The sequence below is a fragment of the Rhizobium sp. 62_C5_N11_2 genome (genome assembly GCF_051811185.1).
GTDB lineage: Bacteria > Pseudomonadota > Alphaproteobacteria > Rhizobiales > Rhizobiaceae > Rhizobium > Rhizobium leguminosarum.
Genome location: NZ_JBPWPW010000001.1, coordinates 3,344,175 through 3,369,193, shown reverse-complemented (window position 1 = coordinate 3,369,193; position 25,019 = coordinate 3,344,175). Strand labels below are relative to the sequence as shown.

General features: G+C 61.2%; 25 protein-coding genes. 15 read left to right on the top strand and 10 right to left on the bottom strand.

The genetic code is table 11. From position 1 onward, the window contains the following. Positions 1-210 precede the first annotated feature (210 nt). The 4 genes from AB8B31_RS16855 to AB8B31_RS16840 all read left to right on the top strand — a co-directional run bounded on the left by AB8B31_RS16855 (position 211) and on the right by AB8B31_RS16840 (position 6,080). Positions 211-1,122, top strand: a complete 912-nt coding sequence (locus tag AB8B31_RS16855; protein ID WP_018243326.1) for an NAD(P)-dependent oxidoreductase — start codon at positions 211-213, stop codon at positions 1,120-1,122. Beyond that, positions 1,119-2,903, top strand: coding sequence for an IlvD/Edd family dehydratase (locus AB8B31_RS16850; RefSeq protein ID WP_018243325.1), 1,785 nt, complete (start codon positions 1,119-1,121; stop codon positions 2,901-2,903). Before AB8B31_RS16855 ends, AB8B31_RS16850 begins: the two co-directional genes overlap by 4 nt. Before the next feature lie 129 nt (positions 2,904-3,032). Beyond that, positions 3,033-4,850, top strand: a complete 1,818-nt coding sequence (locus tag AB8B31_RS16845; protein ID WP_131646723.1) for a putative bifunctional diguanylate cyclase/phosphodiesterase — start codon at positions 3,033-3,035, stop codon at positions 4,848-4,850. 381 nt (positions 4,851-5,231) lie between these two features. Further along, positions 5,232-6,080: a GNAT family N-acetyltransferase gene (locus tag AB8B31_RS16840; RefSeq protein ID WP_018517019.1), complete on the top strand. Its 849-nt coding sequence runs from the start codon at positions 5,232-5,234 to the stop codon at positions 6,078-6,080. 3 nt (positions 6,081-6,083) lie between these two features. Here AB8B31_RS16840 and AB8B31_RS16835 read toward each other — a convergent pair whose 3' ends face one another. Next, a complete protein-coding gene (locus AB8B31_RS16835; protein WP_018243321.1) occupies positions 6,084-7,001 on the bottom strand; it encodes a DMT family transporter in 918 nt (305 codons plus the stop codon). A 191-nt stretch (positions 7,002-7,192) separates the two neighbouring features. On the opposite strand from AB8B31_RS16835, the gene AB8B31_RS16830 reads away from it, so the two are divergent. Next, positions 7,193-8,491 carry an adenylosuccinate synthase gene (locus tag AB8B31_RS16830; RefSeq protein ID WP_018243320.1) on the top strand — a complete coding sequence of 433 codons (1,299 nt, stop codon included), beginning with the start codon at positions 7,193-7,195 and terminating at the stop codon, positions 8,489-8,491. Between the two features lie 60 nt (positions 8,492-8,551). Then, entirely contained in the window at positions 8,552-11,059 is a 2,508-nt protein-coding gene (locus AB8B31_RS16825) for a hypothetical protein (protein ID WP_018243319.1), read from the top strand. Positions 11,060-11,187: 128 nt separating this feature from the next. Here AB8B31_RS16825 and rpoH read toward each other — a convergent pair whose 3' ends face one another. Together rpoH and AB8B31_RS16815 are read right to left on the bottom strand one after the other, a co-directional pair. Next, positions 11,188-12,096, bottom strand: a complete 909-nt coding sequence (rpoH, locus tag AB8B31_RS16820; protein ID WP_018243318.1) for an RNA polymerase sigma factor RpoH — start codon at positions 12,094-12,096, stop codon at positions 11,188-11,190. Positions 12,097-12,283: 187 nt separating this feature from the next. Next, positions 12,284-13,309 (bottom strand): RluA family pseudouridine synthase, encoded by a 1,026-nt coding sequence (locus AB8B31_RS16815; protein ID WP_018243317.1) that lies wholly within the window; start codon positions 13,307-13,309, stop codon positions 12,284-12,286. 42 nt (positions 13,310-13,351) lie between these two features. Here AB8B31_RS16815 and AB8B31_RS16810 point away from each other — a divergent pair, with 42 nt between their 5' ends. Both AB8B31_RS16810 and AB8B31_RS16805 read left to right on the top strand, forming a co-directional pair. Beyond that, on the top strand, positions 13,352-13,738 hold the full coding sequence (locus AB8B31_RS16810; protein ID WP_018243316.1) for a hypothetical protein: 387 nt from the start codon (positions 13,352-13,354) through the stop codon (positions 13,736-13,738). A gap of 7 nt (positions 13,739-13,745) precedes the next feature. After that, positions 13,746-14,570, top strand: a complete 825-nt coding sequence (locus tag AB8B31_RS16805; RefSeq protein ID WP_018243315.1) for a TrmH family RNA methyltransferase — start codon at positions 13,746-13,748, stop codon at positions 14,568-14,570. 77 nt (positions 14,571-14,647) lie between these two features. On the opposite strand, the gene AB8B31_RS16800 is transcribed toward AB8B31_RS16805, so the two are convergent. Both AB8B31_RS16800 and AB8B31_RS16795 read right to left on the bottom strand, forming a co-directional pair. Next, positions 14,648-15,808, bottom strand: a complete 1,161-nt coding sequence (locus AB8B31_RS16800) for a hypothetical protein (protein ID WP_018243314.1) — start codon at positions 15,806-15,808, stop codon at positions 14,648-14,650. A 115-nt stretch (positions 15,809-15,923) separates the two neighbouring features. Further along, positions 15,924-16,511, bottom strand: coding sequence for a DUF1134 domain-containing protein (locus tag AB8B31_RS16795; RefSeq protein ID WP_018243313.1), 588 nt, complete (start codon positions 16,509-16,511; stop codon positions 15,924-15,926). A 194-nt stretch (positions 16,512-16,705) separates the two neighbouring features. Here AB8B31_RS16795 and chpT point away from each other — a divergent pair, with 194 nt between their 5' ends. Continuing rightward, entirely contained in the window at positions 16,706-17,353 is a 648-nt protein-coding gene (gene chpT / locus AB8B31_RS16790) for a histidine phosphotransferase ChpT (RefSeq protein WP_018446891.1), read from the top strand. 120 nt (positions 17,354-17,473) lie between these two features. Further along, positions 17,474-17,836 (top strand): response regulator, encoded by a 363-nt coding sequence (locus AB8B31_RS16785; RefSeq protein WP_010069020.1) that lies wholly within the window; start codon positions 17,474-17,476, stop codon positions 17,834-17,836. A 227-nt stretch (positions 17,837-18,063) separates the two neighbouring features. Here the strand turns inward: AB8B31_RS16785 and ctrA are convergent, their stop codons facing one another. After that, positions 18,064-18,765: a response regulator transcription factor CtrA gene (ctrA, locus tag AB8B31_RS16780; protein ID WP_003542362.1), complete on the bottom strand. Its 702-nt coding sequence runs from the start codon at positions 18,763-18,765 to the stop codon at positions 18,064-18,066. A gap of 436 nt (positions 18,766-19,201) precedes the next feature. Here ctrA and AB8B31_RS16775 point away from each other — a divergent pair, with 436 nt between their 5' ends. Then, on the top strand, positions 19,202-19,552 hold the full coding sequence (locus AB8B31_RS16775) for a hypothetical protein (protein ID WP_026188505.1): 351 nt from the start codon (positions 19,202-19,204) through the stop codon (positions 19,550-19,552). A 374-nt stretch (positions 19,553-19,926) separates the two neighbouring features. On the opposite strand, the gene AB8B31_RS16770 is transcribed toward AB8B31_RS16775, so the two are convergent. Then, entirely contained in the window at positions 19,927-20,205 is a 279-nt protein-coding gene (locus AB8B31_RS16770; RefSeq protein WP_018243310.1) for a GNAT family N-acetyltransferase, read from the bottom strand. Positions 20,206-20,260: 55 nt separating this feature from the next. On the opposite strand from AB8B31_RS16770, the gene AB8B31_RS16765 reads away from it, so the two are divergent. Next, the gene (locus AB8B31_RS16765; RefSeq protein ID WP_026188504.1) at positions 20,261-20,806 is read left to right on the top strand and encodes a paraquat-inducible protein A; all 546 of its coding nucleotides are present in this window, start codon (positions 20,261-20,263) and stop codon (positions 20,804-20,806) included. Positions 20,807-20,829: 23 nt separating this feature from the next. Here the strand turns inward: AB8B31_RS16765 and sciP are convergent, their stop codons facing one another. Continuing rightward, a complete protein-coding gene (gene sciP, locus AB8B31_RS16760; RefSeq protein WP_007533628.1) occupies positions 20,830-21,105 on the bottom strand; it encodes a CtrA inhibitor SciP in 276 nt (91 codons plus the stop codon). A gap of 512 nt (positions 21,106-21,617) precedes the next feature. On the opposite strand from sciP, the gene AB8B31_RS16755 reads away from it, so the two are divergent. The 3 genes from AB8B31_RS16755 to AB8B31_RS16745 all read left to right on the top strand — a co-directional run bounded on the left by AB8B31_RS16755 (position 21,618) and on the right by AB8B31_RS16745 (position 22,348). Then, positions 21,618-21,917: a hypothetical protein gene (locus AB8B31_RS16755; RefSeq protein WP_245268240.1), complete on the top strand. Its 300-nt coding sequence runs from the start codon at positions 21,618-21,620 to the stop codon at positions 21,915-21,917. A 46-nt stretch (positions 21,918-21,963) separates the two neighbouring features. Further along, positions 21,964-22,104 carry a hypothetical protein gene (locus AB8B31_RS16750; protein ID WP_245268239.1) on the top strand — a complete coding sequence of 47 codons (141 nt, stop codon included), beginning with the start codon at positions 21,964-21,966 and terminating at the stop codon, positions 22,102-22,104. A 151-nt stretch (positions 22,105-22,255) separates the two neighbouring features. Then, positions 22,256-22,348, top strand: a complete 93-nt coding sequence (locus AB8B31_RS16745) for a hypothetical protein (protein WP_370090421.1) — start codon at positions 22,256-22,258, stop codon at positions 22,346-22,348. A gap of 116 nt (positions 22,349-22,464) precedes the next feature. On the opposite strand, the gene AB8B31_RS16740 is transcribed toward AB8B31_RS16745, so the two are convergent. Next, positions 22,465-23,190, bottom strand: coding sequence for a sugar transferase (locus AB8B31_RS16740; RefSeq protein ID WP_018243308.1), 726 nt, complete (start codon positions 23,188-23,190; stop codon positions 22,465-22,467). Positions 23,191-23,835: 645 nt separating this feature from the next. After that, positions 23,836-24,633, bottom strand: a complete 798-nt coding sequence (gene cysQ / locus AB8B31_RS16735) for a 3'(2'),5'-bisphosphate nucleotidase CysQ (protein ID WP_018243307.1) — start codon at positions 24,631-24,633, stop codon at positions 23,836-23,838. Between the last annotated feature and the right edge of the window lie 386 nt (positions 24,634-25,019).

The following is a 25,019-nucleotide window of genomic DNA, read 5'->3' as shown; positions in this document are numbered from 1 at the left end:
ATTCAACCTTCCTTTGTCGAGTAAATCGGGCGGGAACTTCGGTTCTCGCCCGTATCGTTTTCAGAGCATGATGCCGAATACTGTGCGCGGTTTTGGGACGACATCATCCGCATCTAAGGACACACCACAAAAATGCGTTACGTCCGCCAAAACGGTTTGCATCGGTGGGCGAGGGGACTATCAAAGACGGACAACAGTTGGGAGGACTGAATGACAGGTTCGAGAAAAGGTGATGAGGGCAGGCGGATCGCCTTTCTCGGCACCGGCCTGATGGGAGCGCCGATGGCTCGCCGGCTGCTCGGCGCGGGTTTTGCAGTCACCGTCTGGAATCGCGATCCCGGCAAGGCCGAGGCGCTAGCGGGAGATGGCGCGGTTCGCGCGGAAACACCGGCGGATGCCGTTGCAGGCGCCGATGTCGTCATCACCATGTTGACCAACGCCGAGGCGGTGAAGGACGTATTGTTCGACCGCGGAGCGGCCGATGCGATGACGCCTGGCGTTACCGTCATCGACATGAGTTCGATTGCCCCGCATTTTGCCCGCGATCATTCGGCGAGGCTTGCCGACCGCAGCGTCGATCACGTCGATGCGCCGGTATCGGGCGGCGTCGTCGGGGCGGAGGCCGGTACGCTGGCGATTATGGCGGGCGGCGACGAAGGCGTGATCGACCGGCTTGCGGATGTCTTTGCCCCGATGGGGCGGGTGACCCGCGTCGGTCCAAGCGGGGCAGGCCAGCTTGCCAAGCTCGCCAACCAGCAGATCGTCGCGGTGACGATCGGCGCCGTCGCCGAAGCGATGATGCTGATCGAAGCGGGCGGCGGCTCGCCGGCGGCCTTCCGAGACGCCATTCGCGGCGGCTTTGCCGAGAGCCGTATCCTGGAGCTGCACGGCAAGCGCATGGTCGAACGGCAGTTTACTCCAGGCGGTTCGTCCAGCAATCAGCTGAAGGATCTGAACGCCGCCATGGAGGCGGCCAAGACCCTGTCGCTGACGCTGCCGCTGACGGCGGCGGTGCACGCCGAATTCAGCGAATTCGTCGCCAATGGCAATGGCGAAAAGGATCACAGCGCCCTGCTCCTCCATCTCGAAGAGAAGAATGCCCGGCCGGGAGGAGAGAAGTGACGGACAGCCATTCGCCGAAACGGCGCCTGCGTTCGCAGGACTGGTTTGACAATCCCGATCATATCGACATGGCAGCGCTCTATCTCGAGCGCTTCATGAATTACGGCATCACGCCGGAAGAGCTGCGCTCCGGCAAGCCGGTCATCGGGATTGCCCAGAGCGGCAGCGATCTCACGCCCTGCAACAGGGTGCATGTCGAGCTTGCCAAGCGCGTGCGCGACGGCATTCGCGATGCCGGCGGCATTCCGATCGAGTTTCCGACGCATCCGATCTTCGAGAACTGCAAGCGCCCGACCGCCGCACTGGACCGCAATCTAGCCTATCTCGGCCTCGTCGAAATCCTCTACGGTTATCCGCTCGACGGTGTCGTGCTGACCACCGGCTGCGACAAGACCACGCCTTCGGCGATCATGGCTGCTTCGACGGTCGATATTCCGGCGATCGTGCTCTCCGGTGGGCCGATGCTTGACGGCTGGCATGAGGGAGAGCTGGCGGGCTCCGGCACGGTGATCTGGCGGATGCGGCGGAAATATGCGGCAGGCGAGATCGATCGGGAAGAGTTTCTTCAGGCGGCGCTCGATTCTGCGCCTTCCGTCGGTCACTGCAATACGATGGGTACAGCCTCAACGATGAATGCGCTGGCCGAGGCGCTCGGCCTTTCGTTGACCGGCTGCGGCGCCATTCCGGCCGCTTACCGCGAACGCGGCCAGATGGCCTACCGTACCGGGCGGCGCGCCGTCGAAATCGTGTTCGAGGATCTGAAGCCGTCGGATATCCTGACGCGCGAGGCTTTCCTGAATGCGATCCGCACCAATTCGGCGATCGGCGGCTCGACCAACGCGCAGCCGCATCTGGCCGCGATGGCGAAGCACGCCGGCGTCGAACTCCATCCCGACGACTGGCAGGTGCATGGTTTCGATATCCCGCTGCTGGCCAATGTCCAGCCGGCCGGCGCCTATCTCGGCGAGCGCTTCCATCGCGCCGGCGGTACGCCGGCGATCATGTGGGAACTGCTGCAGGCCGGAAAGCTCGATGGCAACTGTCGTACGGTGACGGGCAGGACGATAGCCGAGAACCTACAGGGCAAGGAAGCGCGCGACCGCGAGGTCATCAAGCCGTTCGCTGAGCCGCTGAAGGAGCGGGCGGGCTTCCTCGTGCTCAAAGGCAATCTCTTCGATTTCGCGATCATGAAGATGAGTGTGGTCTCGGAGGATTTCCGCCGGCGATACCTTGAAGAACCCGGGCACGAGGGCGTCTTCAAGGGCAAAGCGGTGGTTTTCGACGGTTCCGAGGACTATCACAAGCGCATCAACGATCCCGCACTCGGCATCGACGAAAACACCATCCTCGTTATCCGGGGCGCCGGGCCGATCGGCTGGCCTGGTTCGGCTGAGGTCGTCAATATGCAGCCGCCGGATCATCTCCTGAAGCGCGGCATCCGCAGCCTGCCGACGATCGGTGACGGCCGCCAATCGGGCACGGCCGACAGTCCCTCGATCCTCAACGCCTCACCGGAAAGTGCCGCCGGCGGCGGCCTCGCCTGGCTTCGTAGCGGGGATATCATCCGCATCGACTTCAACCACGGGCGTTGCGACATGCTGGTCGATGACGCAGAGATCGAACGGCGCAAGAGCGACGGCATCCCGCCGGTGCCGGCGGATGCGACGCCGTGGCAGCAGATCTATCGCCGCTCGGTGACGCAATTGTCGGACGGCGCGGTGCTGGAGGGGGCGACGGAATTTCGTCGGATTGCGAAAAACCCGCCGCGGCACAATCATTGAACTTGAGTTGCTAAAGACTGCGAGCCCTTTGATCCAAAAGGGGAAGTCGTAACGAACAGTTCACCTAGTCACTAGTTCGGTCACTAGGACAAGGCTTCATTAATGCCGGCTTGAGACCATATTGCCGTTATACAAGCTTCTAAGGCTGGGACCGCGTTGCCAGAGAACAAAGCCACACGATCCGAACGAGAGTTTCAGGATCTTCTGCGTCGGCTCGAACTCGCTCTCGATGCATCCCAGATTGGTGTCTGGGAGCATAGCATCGAGCAGGACGGGATCTTGTGGGATGCGCAAATGCATCGTCTCTATGAGACCGGCGAGACGTATCGTCTTGTGCCGGCTTCGCTTTGGTCGAATGCCATCCATCCCGATGATCGTGAGCGGGCCGAAAGCGACTTCGAGCAGGCAATCGCGACGCGCGGCGCCTATAACTCACAATTCCGTATCGTGCTGCCGAGCGGCGAAATCCGTCATTTGCGTTCGCGCGCGCATTTCTATGTCGATGCGGAAGGTCTGCCCTCCTTCATTGGCGCCGAATGGGATGTGACTGCCGACGTAATGCTCAACGCGGAACTGGCGCGGCAGAAGGTGGTGGCCGAGGCGAGGGCGCTGGCGCTTGAGGAAAGCAATGCCCGCATCGAGCATGTCGCCGATCACGACTATCTCACCGGCTTGCCGAACCGGCGCCTTCTCGACAAGCGGCTGGCGGAGCTGCCGGCCGACAAGAGCATCACGACGCTCGCGGTGCTGCATCTCGACCTCGACCAGTTCAAGCAGATCAACGACAGCCACGGTCATGCGGCAGGCGACGCAGTGCTCAGGGCAGCAGCCCTTCGCATCACCGCTGCCATTCCTGCAAATGGCATGGTCGCCCGCGTCGGCGGCGATGAATTCGTCATCGTGCTGGTCAATTTTACCGATCTCACTGAGCTGAGGCTGATCACCGAGGATGTCCAGCGACGGCTGCGGAAGAAAGTCCGTTTCGGCCAGGAGATGCTGCAATCCGGCGCCTCGATCGGCGTTTCCTGGAGCGGCGATCGGCGGGCGCGCAACCTGCTGGCCGAATCCGACCTGGCGCTCTACCAGGCCAAGAAGCTCGGACGGAACCGCGTCGAATTTTTCACGCGGCAATTGCAGGAGGATCTGCGCTCCAAGCGTCGCCTCGCCGAAGAGCTGAAGCTCGGGCTGGAGCGCGGCGAGATCCTTCCCTATTATCAGGTGCAGCTCGACGCCCGGACACGGGAAGTCATCGGCTTCGAGGCGTTGGCGCGCTGGAAACATCCCGAGAAGGGCGTGCTTGCCCCAGGGGTATTCCTGAAGATCGCAGACGAGCACGGACTTGCGGCGGAGATCGACGCGGCGATCCTCAAAAGCGCTCTCGAAGACCGGCTATTCTGGCTGTTGCGCGGCCTTGCGGTTCCGCGCATCGCTGTCAATATTTCCGCCTCGCGGCTTGCCGATCCGGCGTTGCTCGACAAGCTGAGGAAACTCGACATCCCGCCTGGCGTGATCGTCTTCGAACTGGTTGAGACGATTTTCCTCGACGACAGCGACGAAAAACTGCTCGATCATATCGGCGATATCAAACAGATGGGCATCGACATCGAGATCGACGACTTCGGATCGGGCCATGCCTCGCTCATCGGTCTCGTCAAGCTGCGGCCGAAGAGGCTGAAGATCGACCGGCAGCTCGTCACCGAGGTCGTCAGCTCGGCCGAGCAGCGGCGCGTGGTGGGTTCGATCGTGGAAATCGCCAAGGCGCTTGATGTCGAGGTGATCGCCGAGGGCATCGAGACCGAGGCGCATGCCGTCGTGCTGGCGCAGCTCGGCTGCGACGGTCTGCAGGGTTATGCGTTCGGTTATCCCGCACCGGTGGCAGATACAGACCGTCTTTTCTCATCGATGGCGAGCGGGATCGAAAAGCAGAAGACCGCAATGGGCGGCTGAACGGTCGGTGATCCGTTCGCGGGCGACCGTGGTCGCCGCCGGTTTCAACGGCGCCTTTGCCGCGTCGCGGAGGAGATTTCGGCCGAAATGCTTTCCTCGCCTTTCAACTTGGCAGGCGATATCTTTTCGGCGCGGCGTTTTATTTGCATCGGCAGGAAGATAATTGGCGCACAAGTAATTTTCTTGAGCTTGCAACGGCATTGTTTCATGGTAATTCGGAAACGAAGATTTCTGCATTGCATCGAAAAATGATTATACGCGTCGTCAAGTCCATGAGCGCGGCTCTCCATCATTCGCAGGTGCAATCGGGGAACTGGGACCTGACAATTGCTTTGCCTTTGCCGGGATGGACTTGCGGGACATTCAATCTAGGAAAGTCGCATGAATTCGGAATTTGCCGTTCGTTCGATGCGGCCCGGCGAACTGGAACTCGTGCTCGAATGGGCGCGTCAGGAGGGCTGGAACCCGGGCCTTGACGATTCGCTTGCGTTCCTCGAGGCCGATCCGTCAGGATTTTTCGTCGGCTCGATCGGTGAAGTCCCCGTCGGTTCGATCTCGGTCGTCAAATATGGCGAGAGTTTCGCCTTCCTGGGCCTCTACATCGTCCATCCCGATTTCCGCGGCAAGGGTTACGGCAAGGCGATCTGGGAGGCGGGCATCGCCAGCGCGGGAGACCGCACGATCGGTCTCGACGGTGTCGCCGCACAGCAGGACAACTACCGCAAGGCCGGCTTCGAACCCGCCTATTCCACCATTCGCTACGGCGGGGTCGCCAGCTCCCTGCCAGTCTCGACGCTTGTCGCGCAGTCGGTACTGGATTCACGTCTCGAAGGCCTGCAGCGCTATGATTCGGCGATCTTTCCGCAGCCGCGGGATGCCTTCCTCACCTCCTGGTGCACCGGCCGTAAGGGCCGCCGTTCGGCGGTGGTGCGCAAGAGCGGTAAGATCCGCGGCTACGGCACGATCCGCCGCTGCTACGAGGGCTACAAGATCGGCCCGCTCTTTGCCAATGATGCCGATAGCGCCGCGGCGTTGCTTGCCGAATTGATCCCGGAGGCGAAGGGGGCCGCGGTCTTCATCGATATTCCCACGGCGAACCACGAGGCAGTCGCGCTTGCCGAAGGCCTCGGCCTTCAACCGGTGTTCGAGACGACGCGCATGTATCGCGGGCCGGCGCCGGCCATCCCGCTGAAGCACGTCTTCGGCGTGACAACGTTGGAACTCGGTTAGGCTCTAATCCATGGGTGAGGCGGGCACGGTCTGTGCCGACGCTTTCGGACGGCCCTTTTCGGCGATCGCGATGCCGCCCAAGGTGAGCACCAGCGCGATCACATGGAAGGACTGCAGCCTCTCCCCGATCAGGGCGACGGAGAGCAGCGTTCCGAACACCGGCACGAGATTGATGAAGAGGCCGGCCCGGTTGGCGCCGATTGCGACGACGCCCTTGATATAGAGGATCTGCGCGACCAGCGAGGGGAAGATCGCCGTATAGAGAGTGATGACCCAGCCGGCCTGGTCCGGCCACTGCGCAGCGCCGCGGCCGACCTCCCAGAGGAGCAGCGGCAGCGAGGTCAGCATCGCGCCGAGCGCCGGGACCGCCATCAGCGTGCGCCAGTCGAGCGGCGGCTTCCAGCGCAGGAAGATCGTGTAGACCGAATAGGCGGCAATGGCGATCAGCATCAGCCCGTCGCCGCGGTTGAGGCCTAGTTGCAGCAGCGTTGAGAGGTCACCATGCGCGGCGGTCAAAGCGACGCCGATCAGCGTCATGCCGAAGCCGAGACATTGCGCCAGCGAGATGCCGGTGCGGAAGAACATGAAATTCAGCAGGAAGATCAGCATCGGGATGCCGGCCTGCTCAATGGCGACGTTGATCGCCGTTGTATATTGCACGGCCGAGTAAAGCATGGCGTTGAAAAGGGTGTAGCCGATGACGCCGTAGAAGAGGAGCAGCGGCAGGTTCTTCCTGACCACCGGCCAGTCCTTCCGCAATTGCGGTACTGAAATCACAGCGATCACCGCCACGGCGAGGAACCAGCGCAGGAAGGTCAGCATCATCGGGCTGATATGCCCGAGCGCGAGTTTGCCGGCGACGGAGTTGCCGCCCCAGCAAAGGGTGGCGATAACGAGGCAGATATAGGCCGTGGCTTGCAAGAGCGTTCTTCCCGTCTTTCCGCGATCGCCGTGCGGCGTTTTGTGAGGGGAAATAGCCTGTCGGCTGCTGATTTGTCACGTAAAAAGCCCAATCTACTGTGACAACAGGGTCGCTTTCCAAAAAACAAAGCTTTATAGATGCGCGGGTTTGAGCAGGTGCGCGGTTCCGCGCCGGTAACAGGAAGAGTTGGATGACGAACGTAGTCGTGGTCGGTTCGCAATGGGGTGACGAAGGCAAGGGCAAGATTGTCGACTGGCTTTCGGAGCGTGCAGATATTGTCGTGCGCTTTCAGGGCGGACACAATGCCGGCCACACGCTCGTCATCGACGGCACCAGCTACAAGCTCTCGCTGCTGCCGTCCGGCGTCGTGCGTCCCGGCAAGATGGCGGTGATCGGCAACGGCGTCGTCGTCGATCCGCATGCGCTGATCGCCGAGATCGAAAAGCTCGCCGGTCAGGGTGTGACGATCACGCCCGAAAATCTGCGTATCGCCGACAATGCGACGCTCATCCTGTCGCTGCACCGCGAGCTCGACGCGATGCGCGAGGATGCCGCATCGAACAGCGGCACCAAGATCGGCACGACGCGCCGCGGCATCGGCCCGGCCTATGAAGACAAGGTCGGCCGTCGCGCCATCCGCGTCATGGATCTTGCCGATCTCGATAGTCTTTCCGGCAAGGTCGACCGTATTCTGACGCATCACAACGCGCTTCGCCGCGGCCTCGGTGTCGCCGAAGTCAGCCACCAGGCGATCATGGACGAACTGACCTCGATCGCCGATCGGGTACTGCCTTTCCGTGATACGGTCTGGCTTTTCCTCGACAAGGAGCGTCGCAAGGGCTCCCGCATCCTCTTCGAAGGCGCGCAGGGCAGCCTGCTCGACATCGATCACGGCACCTATCCCTTCGTCACCTCCTCGAACACGGTGGCCGGTCAGGCCGCGGCCGGTTCAGGCATGGGACCTGGCTCGCTCGGCTATATCCTCGGCATCACCAAGGCCTATACGACACGCGTCGGCGAAGGCCCGTTCCCGACCGAGCTGAAGGACGCGATCGGTGAGTTCCTTGGCGAAAAAGGTCATGAGTTCGGCGTGGTGACCGGACGCAAGCGGCGCTGCGGCTGGTTCGACGCTGCTCTCGTGCGCCAATCGATTGCCACCAATGGCATCACGGGCATCGCGCTCACCAAGCTCGACGTGCTCGACGGTCTCGAGGAATTGAAGATCTGCGTCGGCTATATGCTCGACGGCGAACAGATTGATCATCTTCCGGCAAGCCAGGGAGCGCAAGCTAGGGTCGAACCGATCTACATCACGCTGGAAGGCTGGAAGGAATCGACCGTCGGCGCCCGCAGTTGGGCGGATCTGCCGGCACAGGCGATCAAATATGTTCGCCAGGTCGAAGAGCTGATCGGGGCGCCTGTCGCGCTCTTGTCCACCAGCCCGGAGCGGGATGATACGATACTTGTGACCGATCCGTTTGAGGATTAAGCTCACGGGTCACTGTGGAGGATGGTTCGGTAGGGTACCGGACTTCTTGAGAAAGTACTGATGGCGGATTTTATTGCAGTCATTCGGCGGGCCGTTGACGGCTTGGCTGAAAATACCCCCGAGATGCGGGTGAAAGTCTACGAACGTGCCCGCGGCGCAGTGCAGCGGCAGCTCGAGAATATGAAGCCGCGTCCGCCGGAAGCCATGCTGCAACGCCAGCTCGAAAAGCTCGAGGCCGCCATCCGCGAGGTGGAAGGCGAACACTCCGAGGCGCTGCCGCTCGATGAGCCGGTCGCCGCCGTCGCCGCGCTGGAATCCGCGGAAGAGCAAACTCTTCACGACGAAAGCGAACCGGCGCCTGCGCCGGAGACTGCTGTCGAGGAGCCGGTTGACGAAGCCTATGCGGAACCGCAGGCGGCCGAGGTCGCCGACGAGCCCGATCACGTGGAAGCCGCCGCGCCAGAGGACGCTGAGGAAGAGGTCGCTGCCGAGGAGCCCCTTTCCGCGGAAGAACCTGTTCCCGCCGTAATCCCTGTTGCCGCCGAGACAGCGGTTTCGCCGGAGACATCCGGTCCCGCCGAGACATATTGGCATCCCTCGCATGAAGAGGAAGCGCCAGCCGAGGAATGGCATGCTAGCGAGGCGCGCGACGTCGCTGCCGAAGACGTGTCGGCCGAACATGACGGCCGGGAGCCGCCTGCCGCGCATCGCAGCGAGCAAGCCGACGAAGACCGTGCCGACGAGCAGCATCCCCTGGAAGCTGACGAGATCGCGGCCGAGCCGGTGGCGGTGGACAACGAGGAGCCGGAGGCCGAGGAGGCTTACGAGCCCGTCGAGCCGTTGCCGCCGACCACCCGCGGCATAGACCATGCATCCAACCGGCTGGTGGAGCCGGTCGCCGATTTCGATCGTCAGCAGGAATTCGTCGAGCACAGCCGCGAGGAGCCGTTGCAGGCCGATGCTGCGGCGCATTTCGACCCGGTCTGGGCCGAGCCCGTTGCCCAAACGCCGGCTCCGCCGCCCAAGGATGCGGAGACCGAATGGGCGGAAGAGGAACTCAGGCAATATTCGCAGGCGGCGCCGGTCACCGCGGATGCCTCGGCGCGCGCCTTCGAAGAGGTGATATCAAGCCTCGAAAATGCGGCCCCCGCGGCCGTCATGCCGGCCGCCAAGGAAAGTTTCTCCTGGGAGACAGCCGCCTTCGACGATCTGCCGCCGATCGAGGCCGGCAGCAATAAGAAGGCGCCGGTTGCCTCTCATTTCGACGATGTCGACATCTTCGCGGAAGTGCACAACGGCAAGCCCGCGGCTGCTAGCGGCGCGCCGAGCGAGGACTGGCGCGAGGCGAAGGCGCTGCGCGGCTACGACCGCCGCGGCTCGGTCGCCGCTGATGACGATGACGCCAATCCGTCGATGGATATCGATCAGATCGTTGCCTCCAAGCTGCAGGGCAAGAGTTTCCGTATGGAGCCGAAGCGTCGCCGCTTCGGCATCGGTACCGTGATCACGCTCATCTTCGCACTCATCCTGATTGGTGGCGGCGCCTATGCCGGCTGGATGAACAGAGAGGCGCTAGTGGCGATGGTCGACGGGCTCGTCAGCTCGGCACCGTCGCAGGCGACCAAGAACGAGGCGGCAACACCGCCGGCTAGCTCGGCGACGCCTGCCCAGCCGGGCGCGGTGACGCCAGCCCAGCCAACCACACCAGGAGCGCAGAATACCCCAGCGACGCCGGCTCAGCCGAACCCGCAGGTAGCGTCAATGAACAATGACGGCGCTGCGGCCAATTCGAAATTCACCCAACGGCTGCTGACCGATGGGACCGAGGTCGACAGTGGACCGGCGACTGTGCCGGGAACACCGACTGCGGAAGGAAAATCGGTCGCCGAACAGAATGTCGCGGCAGCAGATACGCCGCCTGCCAGCGCGCAGGGCGATGTGGCACCCGCCGAAACGCCGACGCCAAACGGCCCGGTGTCATCGCCGCAGCAGACCCCACCCGTCGGTTCGTCGGAAAAGATGTTCCTCTATGAGGAGCGTATCGGCCAGAGTTCGCCGACGGCGATCGAGGGATCGGTCGTCTGGAGCGTGCAGCACGAGGCCGGTCAGGACGGCCGGCAGGAGGCGACGGTACAGGGCAACGTCACCGTTCCCGAACGCAATCTTTCGGCTCTCGTCACCTTCAAGCGCAATTCCGATCCGTCACTGCCGGCAAGCCATCTCGTGGAGATCGTATTCTCGGTGCCGCCGAATTTCGAAGGCGGCAGCATCGACAGCGTCCAGCGCATCTCGATGAAGCGCACGGAGCAGGACCGCGGCGACGCGCTGATCGCGGTTCCGGCCAAGATCACCGACGATTTCCATATGATCGCGCTCAACGATTACCCTGATGCGCGCAAGGCCAATCTCGACCTGATGTCGACCCGCAACTGGATCGATATTCCGATCACCTACCGCAACGGCCGCCGCGCGCTGCTGACGATGGAAAAAGGCGGTACGGGAACGGACGCCTTCAATACCGCGATCAAGGAATGGACCGCGCTCGGGGATGTGTCGACGAGCCAGTGAGGGTTTCTTCAGCAACGCCAGAATTCCGGACCTTTGGGGTGGCGCTGAGACTGCGGTACAAAAGTGAATGAAAATGAAAAGGCGGGCCGCAAGGGACCCGCCTTCTTCAATTGTATCGCGCGGCAGGCTTATGCCGTGGCTTCGACGACGCGGACGGCCTTGGCGCGTTCCAGGGCTTCCTTGCGGACCGCGTCCTGCACCTTTTCGAAGGCGCGGACCTCGATCTGGCGCACGCGTTCGCGGCTGATGTCGAATTCGGTCGAAAGGTCTTCCAGGGTCACTGGATCCTCGGCGAGACGGCGAGCCTCGAAGATGCGGCGTTCGCGCTCGTTCAGCACGCTCATCGCTTTCGCCAGCATGCGCCGGCGGGTGTCGAGCTCATCCTGTTCGATCAGCACGTCTTCCTGGCTGTCATGGTCGTCCACCAGCCAATCCTGCCATTGGCCGCTGTCACCTTCGGCTGCCTTGATCGGTGCGTTCAGCGAGGCGTCGCCGGAGAGGCGGCGGTTCATCGAAATGACCTCCTCCTCCGAGACGTTCAGCTTGGTGGCAATTTCCGAGACGTGCTCCGGCTTCAGGTCGCCGTCATCGATTGCCTGGATGCGGCCCTTCAGCCGGCGCAGGTTGAAGAACAGGCGCTTCTGGTTGGCGGTCGTGCCCATCTTCACCAGCGACCACGAGCGCAGGATATATTCCTGGATCGAGGCCTTGATCCACCACATGGCATAGGTGGCGAGGCGGAAGCCGCGCTCGGCATCGAATTTCTTGACGGCCTGCATCAGGCCGACATTGCCCTCGGAGACGACTTCGCCGATCGGCAGGCCGTAGCCGCGATAACCCATCGCGATCTTCGCGACGAGGCGAAGATGGCTGGTGACGAGCTTGTGGGCGGCGTCCCGGTCACCATGCTCGGCATAACGCTTGGCGAGCATGTATTCCTGCTGCGGCTCCAGCATCGGGAACTTGCGGATTTCGTCGAGGTAACGATTGAGACCGGCTTCACCGGCGGTGATGGACGGCAAGGTATTTCGGGCCATAGTGCACCCTCCTAAAGTGAATTCCGGTTCCCGATGGAAACGCGTCCTCGCGTTAAAAAGGCAAACCGGGACGTGCGGCTCTCTCCGAGCCCGCACTAAGTCAATATACAGATAAGTGTGGCGAAACGGCGGTTCAAGGTGCCGCTCACGCAGCTGTGAGTTGGAAGGCCGGCATTCAGAGCCGCCTTTATCGCCGCAGCGCCTCGACCAATTCGACCATATCATCCGGCAGCGGCACCTCGAAATGCATGATTCCGCCGGTGCGGGGATGCTCGAATTGCAGCATGAAGGCATGCAGCGCCTGGCGGCCGAAACCGTTGACAACCTTGCGGATCTCTTCGGGCAGAAGATTGGCCTTGGTCTTGAAGCCGGCGCCGTAAACCGTATCGCCGAGCAGCGGATGGCCGATATGGGCCATGTGGACACGAATCTGGTGGGTGCGGCCGGTTTCGAGGCGGCACTCGACCAGCGAGGCGAACGCGGTCGCGTCCGGCTTCTCATGGAAGCGCTCGATCACCTGGTAATGCGTGATCGCCTCGTCGGCGTCCCGACTGTCGGGGCGTTTGACGGCGCGGCGCGTGCGGTCGCCGGTGGCGCGGCCAAGCGGCGCGTCGACTGTGCCCGACAGCGTGCGGGGTCGGCCCCAGACGACTGCCTGGTAGGCCCGCTCCAGCGGCATGGTGCGGCCATGGTCGGCAAATTGCAGCGAGAGGTGGCGATGGGCAATGTCGTTCTTGGCGACGACCATGACGCCTGTCGTGTCCTTGTCGAGACGGTGGACGATGCCGGGGCGGCGCACACCGCCGATGCCGGAGAGCGTATCGCTGCAATGGTGGATCAGCGCGTTGACCAGCGTCCCCGTCCAGTTGCCGGGGCCGGGATGGACGACGAGGCCGGAAGGCTTGGAAATGACGATGACGTCGTCGTCCTCATGGAGGATATCAAGCGGGATGTCCTCGCCCTGCGGCGTCGGGTCTTCCGGCTCGGGCAGCGTGATCTCGAAACTATCGCCGGTGCGCACCTTGCGTTGCGGGTCGGTGACGGGCTGGCCGCGCAGAAAAACCTGGCCATCTTTGATCAGCGTCTTGATGCGGCTGCGCGAAAATTCCTCACCGACCTGCGCCGTCAGCCAGGCGTCGAGCCGGCCTTCGGCGCTTTCATCGGCGGTCAGGACTTTTCTATTGCCGGCGGCTTGTTTAAAGGGGTCGCTCAAGACGCTTCTTCTCCGACGTATTTTTTAGAACGGGACGCACAGATGACAGCAATCGAGCCAGACGACCAGGAAGAGAAGCCCCTTGATCCGGCGATGGAAAGTGTCCGGCGCAAGATGGTCCGCCTGCAGATCGTTTCCGGCGCCATCATGTTCGTGAGCCTTATGGCGGTCTTCGGCGCGGTTGTCTACAAGGCGATGCACAGCGAGCCGAAGGAGACGGCGTCCACTGTTGCCGCCTCCGGCGTGCCTTCGGATGCGCCGCTTGCGGCAACCGTTTCCCTGCCGCTTGGCTTCAAGGTGCAGTCCACATCGTTTTCGGCCGGGCAGATCCTTTTCTACGGCGAAACGGTCGAGGGCAAGAGCAAGGCTCTGGTCTACGATCTCAGGACCGGCCGCACCGTCGCCGACGTCACCGTCGCGGGCAATTGAGGCCGGCATGGCCGCCGTTCCGATCGACATCGACAGCGCCGACGATCCGCGCGTCGCCGAATTCCGCGATATTCGCGAGCGCGACCTGACCGGCCGAGAGAACCGCTTCATCGCCGAAGGCACCGTCGTGCTGCGCATGCTCGCCGAGGCGCATGCGGCCGGCCGCGGCTTTTTCGCCGAAAAGATCCTGCTGCTGCGCAACCGCGTCGAGGGCCTCCGGCCCATCCTGGAGCGGTTTCCGGCCGATGTGCCGGTCTATGTCGCCGGGGCTGATGTGCTCGACGGCGTCGTCGGTTTCCATCTGCATCGCGGCGTTCTCGCGCTCGGCCGGCGGGAGGATCGCGGGGAAGCTGCCCTTCTTGACGCGCTGCCGGAGCAGGCGCTGGTGCTCGTCGGTTGTGGCATTTCCAATCACGACAATGCCGGCTCGATGTTTCGCAATGCGGCTGCCTTCCGGGCCGATGCGGTGCTGCTCGACGAAACCTCCTGTGATCCACTCTACCGCAAGGCGCTGCGTGTCTCGGTCGGTTCGGTGCTGGGCGTTGCGCACCGTCGCGGCGGCAAGGCGCTGGATGTGCTTCTGGCGCTTGCCGAACGGGGCTTTGCCATCTGGACGCTTTCGCCGCACGGCAAGACCGATATCCGCGCCATTCCGGCCTCGACGCGTATGGCGCTCGTCGTCGGCACCGAAGGCGAGGGGTTGCCGGAGGCGCTGCTTGCGCGGTTCCAGAGCGCGCGCATTCCGCAGTCGGAGGAACTCGACAGCCTCAACGCCGCGACGGCAACGGGGATCGCACTGTTTTCCATGGCCTCGGCGATGGGCCGGATCTAACGCATGCCTTCTCAAATCGAAATCGATTTTCAGGGTTCTGCGCCAATTCAAAAATGATGGCGCGCCGCGCTAAGGCGTCAGCGCGGGGGATCGGCGATGATCGCGGCCGCCCTGTCGGCAAGGCTGACGCGATCGTTCGGATTCCTTTCCGCAGCATCCAACAGCAGTGTGCGGATCGGTGAGGAGGGACCTTCCTTAAGTGCGGTCAGCGCCACCATATTGGCGGCGATCGAGGCGATCTCCTCGCGGATCGCGCCATCGCGCCCGGTTGAGGCCTTTGCCTTTTCCAGCCGCTCGGCAAGGGCGGCACTGCGCGTGCGGACATCTTCGCCGATCTCAGACGTGACGACGGCGGTGTCGAGCGCGGATGCGACCGTGTCTTCGGCCGGCATTTCCGCCGGCAGGTCCGCCACCATCCCGGCAAGGCCGGCGTCGCGCAGCACCCGGTTGACCTTGCGGATTTCGGCGTTGGCGGCCTTCAACTGCTCCTTCAACTTGGTGATCTCCTGCTGGCGGCGCGCGACCAGGGTTTCCTTTTCGGTGGCGGAAGCGCTCTCGCGCGCGGCCTTATCCTCCAGACGGATTACCATATGCTGCTGCTGCGTCAGTTTCTGTTCGGCATCCTTGGCGCGCTTCTGCAGCAGGCTGACGTCCTGGCGCAGCGTGTCGCGTTCGTCGCGCAGCGCGTTGACACGGAATTTCAGGCTCTCCGCCTCGGTCTCGCGCGCGGCCAGGTCGATCCTCAGCCCATCGGCCTGTTCACCGAGCTTGCTCAGGCGCGTCCGCATCGTCGCCAGTTCGCTTTCCTTGTTGGCAGCGGACTGCTCGGCAATATGCAGGTTGGTCTTCAACTGGCTGATATAGTTCTCGTCCTTGCGCAGATGCGAGCGCTGGTCGGCTGCTTCGACATGCATCTCGCCGATCTGCGCCTGCAAATCGCCGATCTCGGCGGCAAGCCTGCCGGCGTCGACGGCGAGGGCGTCGTGGCGAAGCTGGAACGACAGGGATTTCTCGCGCTCACGCAGAAGGTCCTGGGTGGTGCGGGCATTTTCGGCGGCATAAAGCGCGCGCACCATGTCTTTCTGGGCGCGAACCTCTTGTGGGCTCAGCGGCATCGTCGCTTTCAGCCGGTTCTCTGTATACCAGACAATACGGCGGTGAACGGCCGGCGAGACCAGAAAGACGAGGAAGGCCGCGGTCAGGAAGCCCAATCCGAACAAAAGAGCATATTCGATCACGGCGCGGCCATCGGTAAGAAGGTTGATACGGGTCAGCCGCGATGATTAAGCAGGCATGACGCCCATGGCAAGGCCGCCGGTGGGGACGGCGGCAGATTCCGGCGGCTTTGCGGCCTCAGAAGGGGTTCCAGGTCGGCGCCTGGGTGATCTTGAGATAGCCGACGTTGACGCCGAGGCGGGCACCGACGCCGGTGCGGATCGGCACGACCAGCACATCGTTGCTCTTGAGCAGCGTCATGCCGAAGCCGGCGATGACATAGGCCGAGCCGCTGACGCCGCCGAAGCGGGCATAGATGCCGTTGATGGAGGGCAGGTCGTAGACCAGCATCATCACGCGCGAGCCCTGGCCGCCGTAATCGAGGCCGAGCGAGGGTCCCTGCCAGTAGAGATTATGTTCGCCAGCGTTCTTGGTGTTCAGCTGGCCTTCGCCATAGGTAAGGCCGGCGATGAAGGCGCCGCCGCCTTCTTGTCCGAGGATATAGCCGTTCGGCAGGCCGTATTTCTGGAAGGCACTCTCGACGACCTTGGCAAGTCCGCCGCTGGCGGAACCGAAGAAGGAGTGGCCGGCGTCAACGATTTCCTGCATCGTGTACTGGCCGTTGTCCTGGGCAGCGGCCGGTGCGGCAACCATCAGCGAGGAGAAGACGAGGGCCGAAAGCAACCTGCAGAAGCCGATGAATCGGTGCGGAAATCGAGGGCGCATTGTGTCATCCGTTCGTCGTTTGGCTAGGAGCGGGCAACCGCTCGCGGCGATTGGTGCATTTTGCGCCGATGATCTTAACAATCGGTTTACCAAATATGGTGTCATTATGGCATCGAGTACGATCGCAAACTTCGCGCAATTTTGATGAAGTATATTCCGGGCGCAATGAAATTGCCGCCCCTCAGGAGACGATGATGTCCAAGAACCCCAATCTCACCCTGTCCGGCCCGGATCTGGCCGCGCTTCTTTGCAGCCGCGTTTGCCACGATGTCATCTCGCCCGTCGGCGCGATCAATAACGGGCTGGAACTGCTGGACGAGGGCGGCGCCGATTCCGATGCGATGGACCTGATCCGCACCAGCGCCCTCAACGCGTCCGTCCGCCTGAAATTCGCACGCCTCGCCTTTGGTGCGTCGGGCTCCGTCGGCGCCTCGATCGACACGGGCGAGGCCGAACGCGCTGCCAAGGATTTTGCCGTCGCCGAGAAGAAGACCGAGGTGATCTGGAACGGACCGCGCGCCATCGTCGCCAAGAATCGTGTCAAACTGCTGCTCAACCTCTTCCTCGTTGCCTATTCTGCCATTCCGCGCGGCGGTGTACTCGAGGTAACGCTCGAAAATCCCGAATTCGATGCCAGGTTCAAGCTCACGGCCAAAGGCAAACTGATGCGCTTGCCGCCGAAATTCGTCGAGATATCGACCGGCACCATCGAGGAGGCGATCGACGCCCATTCGATCCAGCCCTATTACACAGTACTTCTGGCGCAAGAGTGCGGAATGACGCTCGATCACAGCGCCAGCGCAGACGAGCTGGTGTTCACGGCAGTGGCCGCGGTGGCCTGATTTCGGAGCGCGGACGCGTGTCGGCGCCCGTCCGGTAACGATTCGTTAGCCTGATGGACCTATTCTCCAGGGTTGTAAGAGGCCTCTTGCTGCGACGAATGCGGGGGCAAAGGAGCGGCCATGCAAAGGTTCATGATCACCGATAATTCGGACATCGTCCGCAAGGTCGGCAAGCGCATTCTCTCCGAACTCGATTTTCTCGTCAGCGAAGCCTCCAATGCCGGCGAGGCGCTGCAGCGCTGCCAGGCGGAGCTGCCGGAATATCTGATCGTCGATTCCGGCATGGAAGGCGCCCTCGATCTCATCGCCGCCATCCGCGCAATGGACGGCGGCAAAGAGGTCAAGATCTATTACTGCGTCGTCGAGGCGGATCTGAAGAAGCTGATGGCGGGCAAACGGGCCGGTGCGACCGACTTCCTGCTGAAGCCGTTCGATCGCAAGATCCTGACCGCGGTTTTCGGAAACCGCGCGATCGCCGCCTGACGCAGATCTTCCGCTCATATCGGTTGTCCCTCGAGCATCATGCCGAAAGTGCAAGTGCGTTCGGCCGTCGCCACGTCCTATTTTTTCTTAAACGAGACACGGAGGATCAGGCCTATCCAGCCTGAAATCTTCCGTCAGGGTGGCTTCTTATTTGCCCAGGGCAGAAACGAAAAATCCCGCCGGAAAGGCGGGATCTTCGTTTATCCGATAAGGGGGATCGGAAAAAATCAGGCGGTTTCTGCGTATTCGGCCCCATCCGGTTCGCGAAGAACGTAACCACGGCCCCAGACGGTCTCGATATAGTTGGCGCCGCCGGCAGCGTTGGCGAGCTTCTTGCGGAGCTTGCAGATGAAGACGTCGATGATCTTCAGTTCCGGCTCGTCCATGCCGCCGTAAAGGTGGTTCAGGAACATTTCCTTGGTGAGGGTGGTGCCCTTGCGGAGCGAAAGCAGCTCCAGCATCTGATATTCCTTGCCCGTCAGGTGGACGCGCTGGCCGCCGACTTCGACAGTCTTGGCGTCGAGGTTGACGATCAACTCGCCGGTCATGATGACCGACTGGGCATGGCCCTTGGAGCGGCGGACGATGGCGTGGATGCGAGCGACGAGCTCGTCCTTGTGGAACGGCTTGGTCATGTAGTCGTCGGCGCCGAAGCCGAGGCCACGAACCTTGTCTTCGATGCCGGCCATGCCCGACAGGATGAGGATCGGCGTCTTGACCTTGGACAACCGGAGAGTGCGAAGCACTTCATATCCGGACATGTCGGGCAGGTTCAGATCGAGAAGGATGATGTCATAATCATACAGCTTGCCCAGATCGACGCCTTCTTCACCGAGATCGGTGGTATAAACATTAAAACTCTCTGATTTCAGCATCAACTCGATGCTCTGCGCCGTCGCGCTGTCATCCTCGATTAGAAGTACCCGCATAATTATCCCCTTTACCGCCGCCGAAAGGTGGTCTGGCCCCCTACACGATACCGAACACGCTACGTGATTTGGAAGCTGCCACGAAATGGTTAACAAATTCTAATTCACTCTGGCAAGGAGTATCGAATTTATTAAATAATTTTTCCATTTCTCTGTTTTCCAATAGGAATCTCAAAAAGGCGTTCCTCAACTTTAACATTAGGAAACAGCGCTAAGTGATTCATCCGACTCGCCAATGAAAAGGTTCGAACTTCATGCCGTGGCATTTACCGACCCTTAAATCATAGGGCCTATCATTAACGATGCCCGTAAACGAAAGGTTACCAGCGGTAGGTATTTGTTAATATCGCAGGAAATTTTTTAGCAAACCGTGTCAAAGCGGCGCGCAGGGCGGTTTCAAGTTGAGCCGGGGTCTCGCATCACGGGAGTAATGCGTATGAAGTCGCGAGAAAGTCTCGTTCGCCTGAAGGAATTTCAGGTGAACGAAAAACGACGTCAGTTGCAGCAATTGCAAATGATGATGTCTGAATTCGAACGGATGACGAAGGATCTGGAGAGCCAGATCGTCGTCGAGGAAAAGAAGTCCGGTATTTCCGACCCGAATCACTTTGCTTATCCGACCTTCGCCAAGGCCGCGCGTCAGCGGGCCGATAACCTGCAGGTTTCGATCAAAGAATTGAAGATGCAGGAAGAGACGCTGGAAATGGCGCTCGAGGAGATGCAGGCGGAATATGCAAGGGCGACGGCGCTGGAAGAGCGTGACAGCGGCGCCCGAGCAAGGGCGTAAGAGAAAAACGGTGGGCGCCGGTTTCGGCGCCTGGGATCGCCGCTGAGAAGCCATGTATGACGGGCGCGCTGTCCGTCATACATGGCTTTTGGTGTTTTCGCCTCTCGGCGAGCGCCTCGGTGCAGCTCTCGCCGAAATCGAGGCTGTCACGCCGAAGGCGATTGAAGAAGCTACCTCCAAAGCGGGTCACATCGAGCGTGATTCACGCGACGCGAGTCATGACTTTTTATGCGCCGCCCCAAACCTGCAGCCTGTCTTTGAGCGACGCGCATTAGAGCGCCGTGCGTCCTTTCGGACGCGCAAAGGACGCTCCAACTCTTTCAATCCGCGCATCGTGCTTTCTGACAACCGATTTCGATTTTCGGGCAGATGCGCTAGTTCACGACATCCTTCCATTCCGGATGGCGTTGCGCCTGCGCCTTGAAGAAGGGGCAAAGCGGGATGATCTTCCACCCGCCGGTGCGGGCTGCTTCCACGGCGTGGAGCGCCAATGCCTGGCCGACACCCTTGCCGCGCAACGCATCGGGAACGGCCGTGTGATCGATGATGACGAGCTTCGGCGATGTGCGTGAATAGGTCATCTCCGCCTCGTGCCCGTCCACCTCGGCCGCATACCGGCCGCCGGAGGCGCCTTCCTCGTTTCGAATGTCCATTGTCTTTCCTCGTAACGGATAGTGTCGTCGCGGACCGTGACATGGCGGCGCGGTCGTGCCAAGCCGTGGAGGCAGTACAGGCAGGAGACGGAGTGTTCATGCAAAATATCGGATCGATACGAGGTTCAGGGCAATGAAGGCGCTTTCGATGATTCGCCCCGTGCTTCTCGTGGCCGCGCCGTTCTTCCTGGCGCTCGGTCTCGTGTTACCGCTGGTCCGTTTCGAGACGCTGTATTTCTTCGACGAGACGCCGTCCCTCATCGAAATCATCGTCTCGCTCTGGCAAGGCGGGGACGGGCTGCTGGCGGCGATCGTTGCACTGGTTTCGATCCTGCTCCCGTCTCTGAAGATGATCGGGATCGCCGCAGAAGCGACGGCCACCGGCGTTGGGGCCGGCAGCCTCTTCTATCGTCGTGTCGTACCGCATCTGTCCAAGTGGTCGATGATGGACGTGCTGCTGGTCGCGATCGTCATTGCGGCGGCGAAGACGACGGGGCTGGCGGATGCCTTCACGCAGCCAGGCCTCTGGTGCTATGCGGCCTCGTCAATGATTTCGGGCCTTCTTCATTCCCTGATGGGAGATGCGTCCGGCCCGAAATAGATGTCGTCGATGCTGGCGGGTGATCAGTGACGATATTGCTGAATGCGCGTGGTGCGCAGGCCGGCGAGACCGTGGCTGTTGATCGACGACTGCCAGGAGAGGAATTCTTCGACCGTGAGCGTATAACGCTCGCAGGCCTCTTCCAAGCTCAACAAGCCACCGCGAACAGCCGCGACAACCTCTGCCTTCCGGCGAATCACCCAGCGCCGCGTATTGGGCGGCGGAAGATCCGCGATCGTCAGGGGGCTGCCATCGGGGCCGATGACATATTTTACTCGGGGACGTATCATTTCGGTCATTGGACTCTCTACACAACGCAAGACCACGAACCCCACTCTAGCCTGCCACATTTAAAAATTGCCTAAACCCATCGTAAGACTTTGATAACAAATTTAGATGCCCTCGGGCCGCGGATTTGGGGCGGCCGCCTGCCGCTACGTCAATTTGTAGCGCCTGCATGGGAGCCATGCGGAATAAAGATTAGCTGATTTCCCGGGATGATCTTCTAAGCGCTGCAACAAAGGAATGAGCGCAAGACTTCGACTCCGCTCTTCCCGCTGCATCAGTCCAGTTTGCGCTTTTGACGCTTCGTGTCCTCGGGATGCGGGGCAGAAATCCGTCTCTGCTGATGCTCCGGCGCGAGCTTCTCGCCGCCGGCAGCGAGGCCGAGCCGAAGCTGGCCTTACGAGGATACGAAGATGGAAAGACCTGAGCGCGCAGTCGACGACTGCGCTGAGGATGCTGCATTTTCGCCTTCGAAGGCCGTGGGCGCCGGGGCTTCGTTTAACGACGGCAAGGAACGGCTCGGGGAGTGGCGAAGCTTGCGGGCTTCGATTTTTATCTGCTCTCGGTTTTCCCGCGCGGCGACCGTACGGCTTTCATCGAAAACCGGCTGATCAGGAACTGGCCGCTAAGCCTGGTCGGCTTTTACGAGGCCGCCGATCTCTTCTATTGCAGCAGACTGGTGACCGCGATGAAGCGGACGATCGTGCCGATCTTCTGCAAAGAGGGGTCGTTTGCGGGCAGCGCCGCCAATCAGGAAAACCGCAGACTCAACACGCTCTTTCAGCTGCACGGGCTGAAGAATACCTTCGCCTTCGCGCTTGCATGACGCTGACCTGAAACAATACATCTTCGCCTTCTCAGGCGACTGTCCTATGCCCACGCGGGAGCAGGCGATGGCGCTGCTTTACGGCTGCATGGAGCTTCTGGACAAGGTTTCGCGCAATGGCAACCCGGAAACGGTCCGTCGGAGACGCTCACCCGGCGCGAAATCGAATGCCTGCGACGCCGCCTGATTCCTTAAATCGGAATCGACTTAAGGAATCAGGCGGCAATTCAAAGTGCTACAGCGTCCTTGCGCGTCTAAAAAGACGCGCGGCGCTGTAGTCGGCTGCCGGCAAGAGCAGCGACGAGATCGCGATCGTTCTCGATCTCTCGTCGCATACGGTGGCAGGTTATCTGAAGAGCGCGATGCGCAAACTCGATTCGGCCAACCGCATGCAGGCGGTCGCCAGAGCATTCCGGTGCCGGATGCTCTAAAGCGCGTGGCATCGCGCTTTAGGTTTTTGTTTTATGCATGTCGGTTTCGCAAAACCGCTGCACACTTTTCGGCGACATGCACAAGGCAGCCGGTCTCTTCTCACAAAGCTTAAAGCTTAGAAGCCTTTTCCGCGGGTCAGCTCCGACACGACGGTTCCGAAAATGATGCGCATGTCCATCACGATCGAAAAATTCCCGACGTAATAGAGATCGCTGGCGATGCGGGCGCGCGCCTTGGCCGGACGATCGGTCGGGCCGCGCAAGCCGCGCATCTGGGCAAGACCCGTCATGCCGGGGCGCATCGCATGGCGCTGATGGTATTCCGGTACGAGCTCTTCGTAGAGCATGCCGCCGGCGCGCATGCCGATTGCATGGCAACGCGGGCCGACGACCGACATGTGGCCCAGCAACACGTTCAGCAGCTGCGGCAACTCATCGACATTCGTGCGGCGCAGGATGGCGCCGATGCGAGTTATGCGCGGATCGTTCTTCACCGTCTGGGCAACACCGGAGACGTCGCAGAGGTCGGTGCGCATGGAACGGAACTTGTAGACCTTGATGGCCTTGCAGTTCTTGCCCCAGCGGGTCTGCTTGAAGAGCACCGGTCCCGGGCTGTCGAGCTTGATCAGCAGGGCGACGAACAGAAGGAACGGGGCGAGGACGAGGAGGGCGCTCAACGACGAAAAAATGTCGAACGCCCGCTTCAGGACCAGATCCACCAACGGCGCCTGCGGCGCATCGCTATGGATAACAGGGGTCTGGATCTTCAGGCTCGGCTGCTGGCGGCGGCTCGGCCGGAAGGAGTCTGTCGAAATGCTGTTGTTTAGTTCCGTGATGCTCAAGGATCGTACTCTGTTGTCTTCGAGGGGGGCGCGGCGGCAATAGGCGATCAATGGTTAACCCTGTCACCAGGGCTGCACTCAGGTCTTGGTAACCCTACTAAAACGGAAAAATGCGACAATTGTGTAATGGTGTCCAGAGAAATATCGCATCGCAGCAAATCTTTCGCATGTGCGTTAAGTTGAGGCAAGCTCATGATATTTCGTTAAGAATTGGAATTTTGTCAAAGTTTCTAGGCCTTTGGCAGGGCTTCACAGGGGGGTGGCGACGTGCCGTTTCGACACGTGACCCAGGTCTCTTAAGCATATTTCTTAACGGAACACGGGGCGAAATTTTTCTGATGAAGATATCGATCACTATCGAAGCCGTGCCGAAATGTGACAAAATCAAGGCAGGATTGATGGCGCGCAGCGTCTTGAAAAGATGCAGGGCAACGAATTTGCGGCCCGAATCGCTCAGTGAGGCCCGATAACGCGAATCACTCCACAGCTGGAGAGGGGATCGTGGATGCGCTTTACGGAGGGACGCTTGCGCAGTTGAGGCGCGCATGCCCGAGGCCGGTCGCGGATTGTCGCGACAGGTCTGAGCTCATGGTTACGATGCAGAGAATCGCGCCGCTTGCCGGTATTCAACGATCCTAAGGATGGTCACGCCGGTTCGAGGACGCGTTTCCTGCCGCCCCAGGAGATGAAGTTCGGGTTGGCGAAGTCGAAATCGGCCGCCGTTCCCGTCTTGCCATAGGTCAGCGGCGTTCCGTCCAGCGTCACCGTCGAACCGCCGGCGGCGCGCAGCACCGCATCGCCGGCCGCGGTGTCCCATTCCATCGTGCGGGTGAAACGCGGGTAGACGTCGGCCTTGCCTTCGGCCAGCAGACAGAATTTCAGCGAGGAGCCGATATTGGTGCATTTGAAGATCGCGTGGTCGGCGAGGAAGCTTCCGGTCTCCGGGCTGTTGTGGCGAAGGCTTGCAAGCGCCAGCCTGTCGTCAGGCTGTTCGCGCACAGTGATTGTGCTGCGTGCACCAACCGTGAAATCGTCCGCGACGACAAGCCTTTCGGCGTGGCCGCGTTCTCCCGAGAAGGCAAGTCCGAGCGCTGGCGCGTAGACGATGCCCGCCACCGGGGCGCCGTTGTCGATATAGGCGATGTTGACGGTGAATTCCTGCCGTCCGTCGACGAACTCGCGGGTACCGTCGAGAGGGTCGACAAGAAAGAAGCCACGGCCGGCAATGTCGGGCACTTTTCCGGCGGCGACCGATTCTTCCGCCACGACGGGTATTTCGGGATAATCTCTGGCGAGATGAGCGAGGATGATGCGTTCAGCCTCCTCGTCGGCGACCGTGACCGGACTGGCATCCGCCTTCATGGCGACGGGGAAGCCTTCGCGCAAGACCGTGATGATGGCCCTGCCGGCTTCGAGTGCCGCCTTTTCAAATGTCCTCAGCATTGTCCTTTTGCCGTTCGCCACGCGGCGAGCACCCCGTTGTCGCTCGTCCGCAAACCATCCCTATTACAACCAGATACTTAAGTTATATGGTGTTCCCCGTCATGCTCTGCATCCCTCAATGCACAGCTTGACGATGCTACCATAAGTTTTCGGCCTTGTCAGACGAAGATGGGGCATTGTTCGTGAAATGGCATTCGTCAAAGAGGCTGCCTTGGGGTCTGAATTTGCTCCATCTCCCAATTCTGTGGAATAGCTTACGCAGCAAGCGGGGCAGGAAATCGACGGCGATATCTCCGTATGGTTAAGCCAGTGGCAGTTTCTGGCTAAAAATAGGCCCTGCTCTGCCGTTTTTCTGTGGATTTTGGTTCAAAACGCGCCAGTTAGGC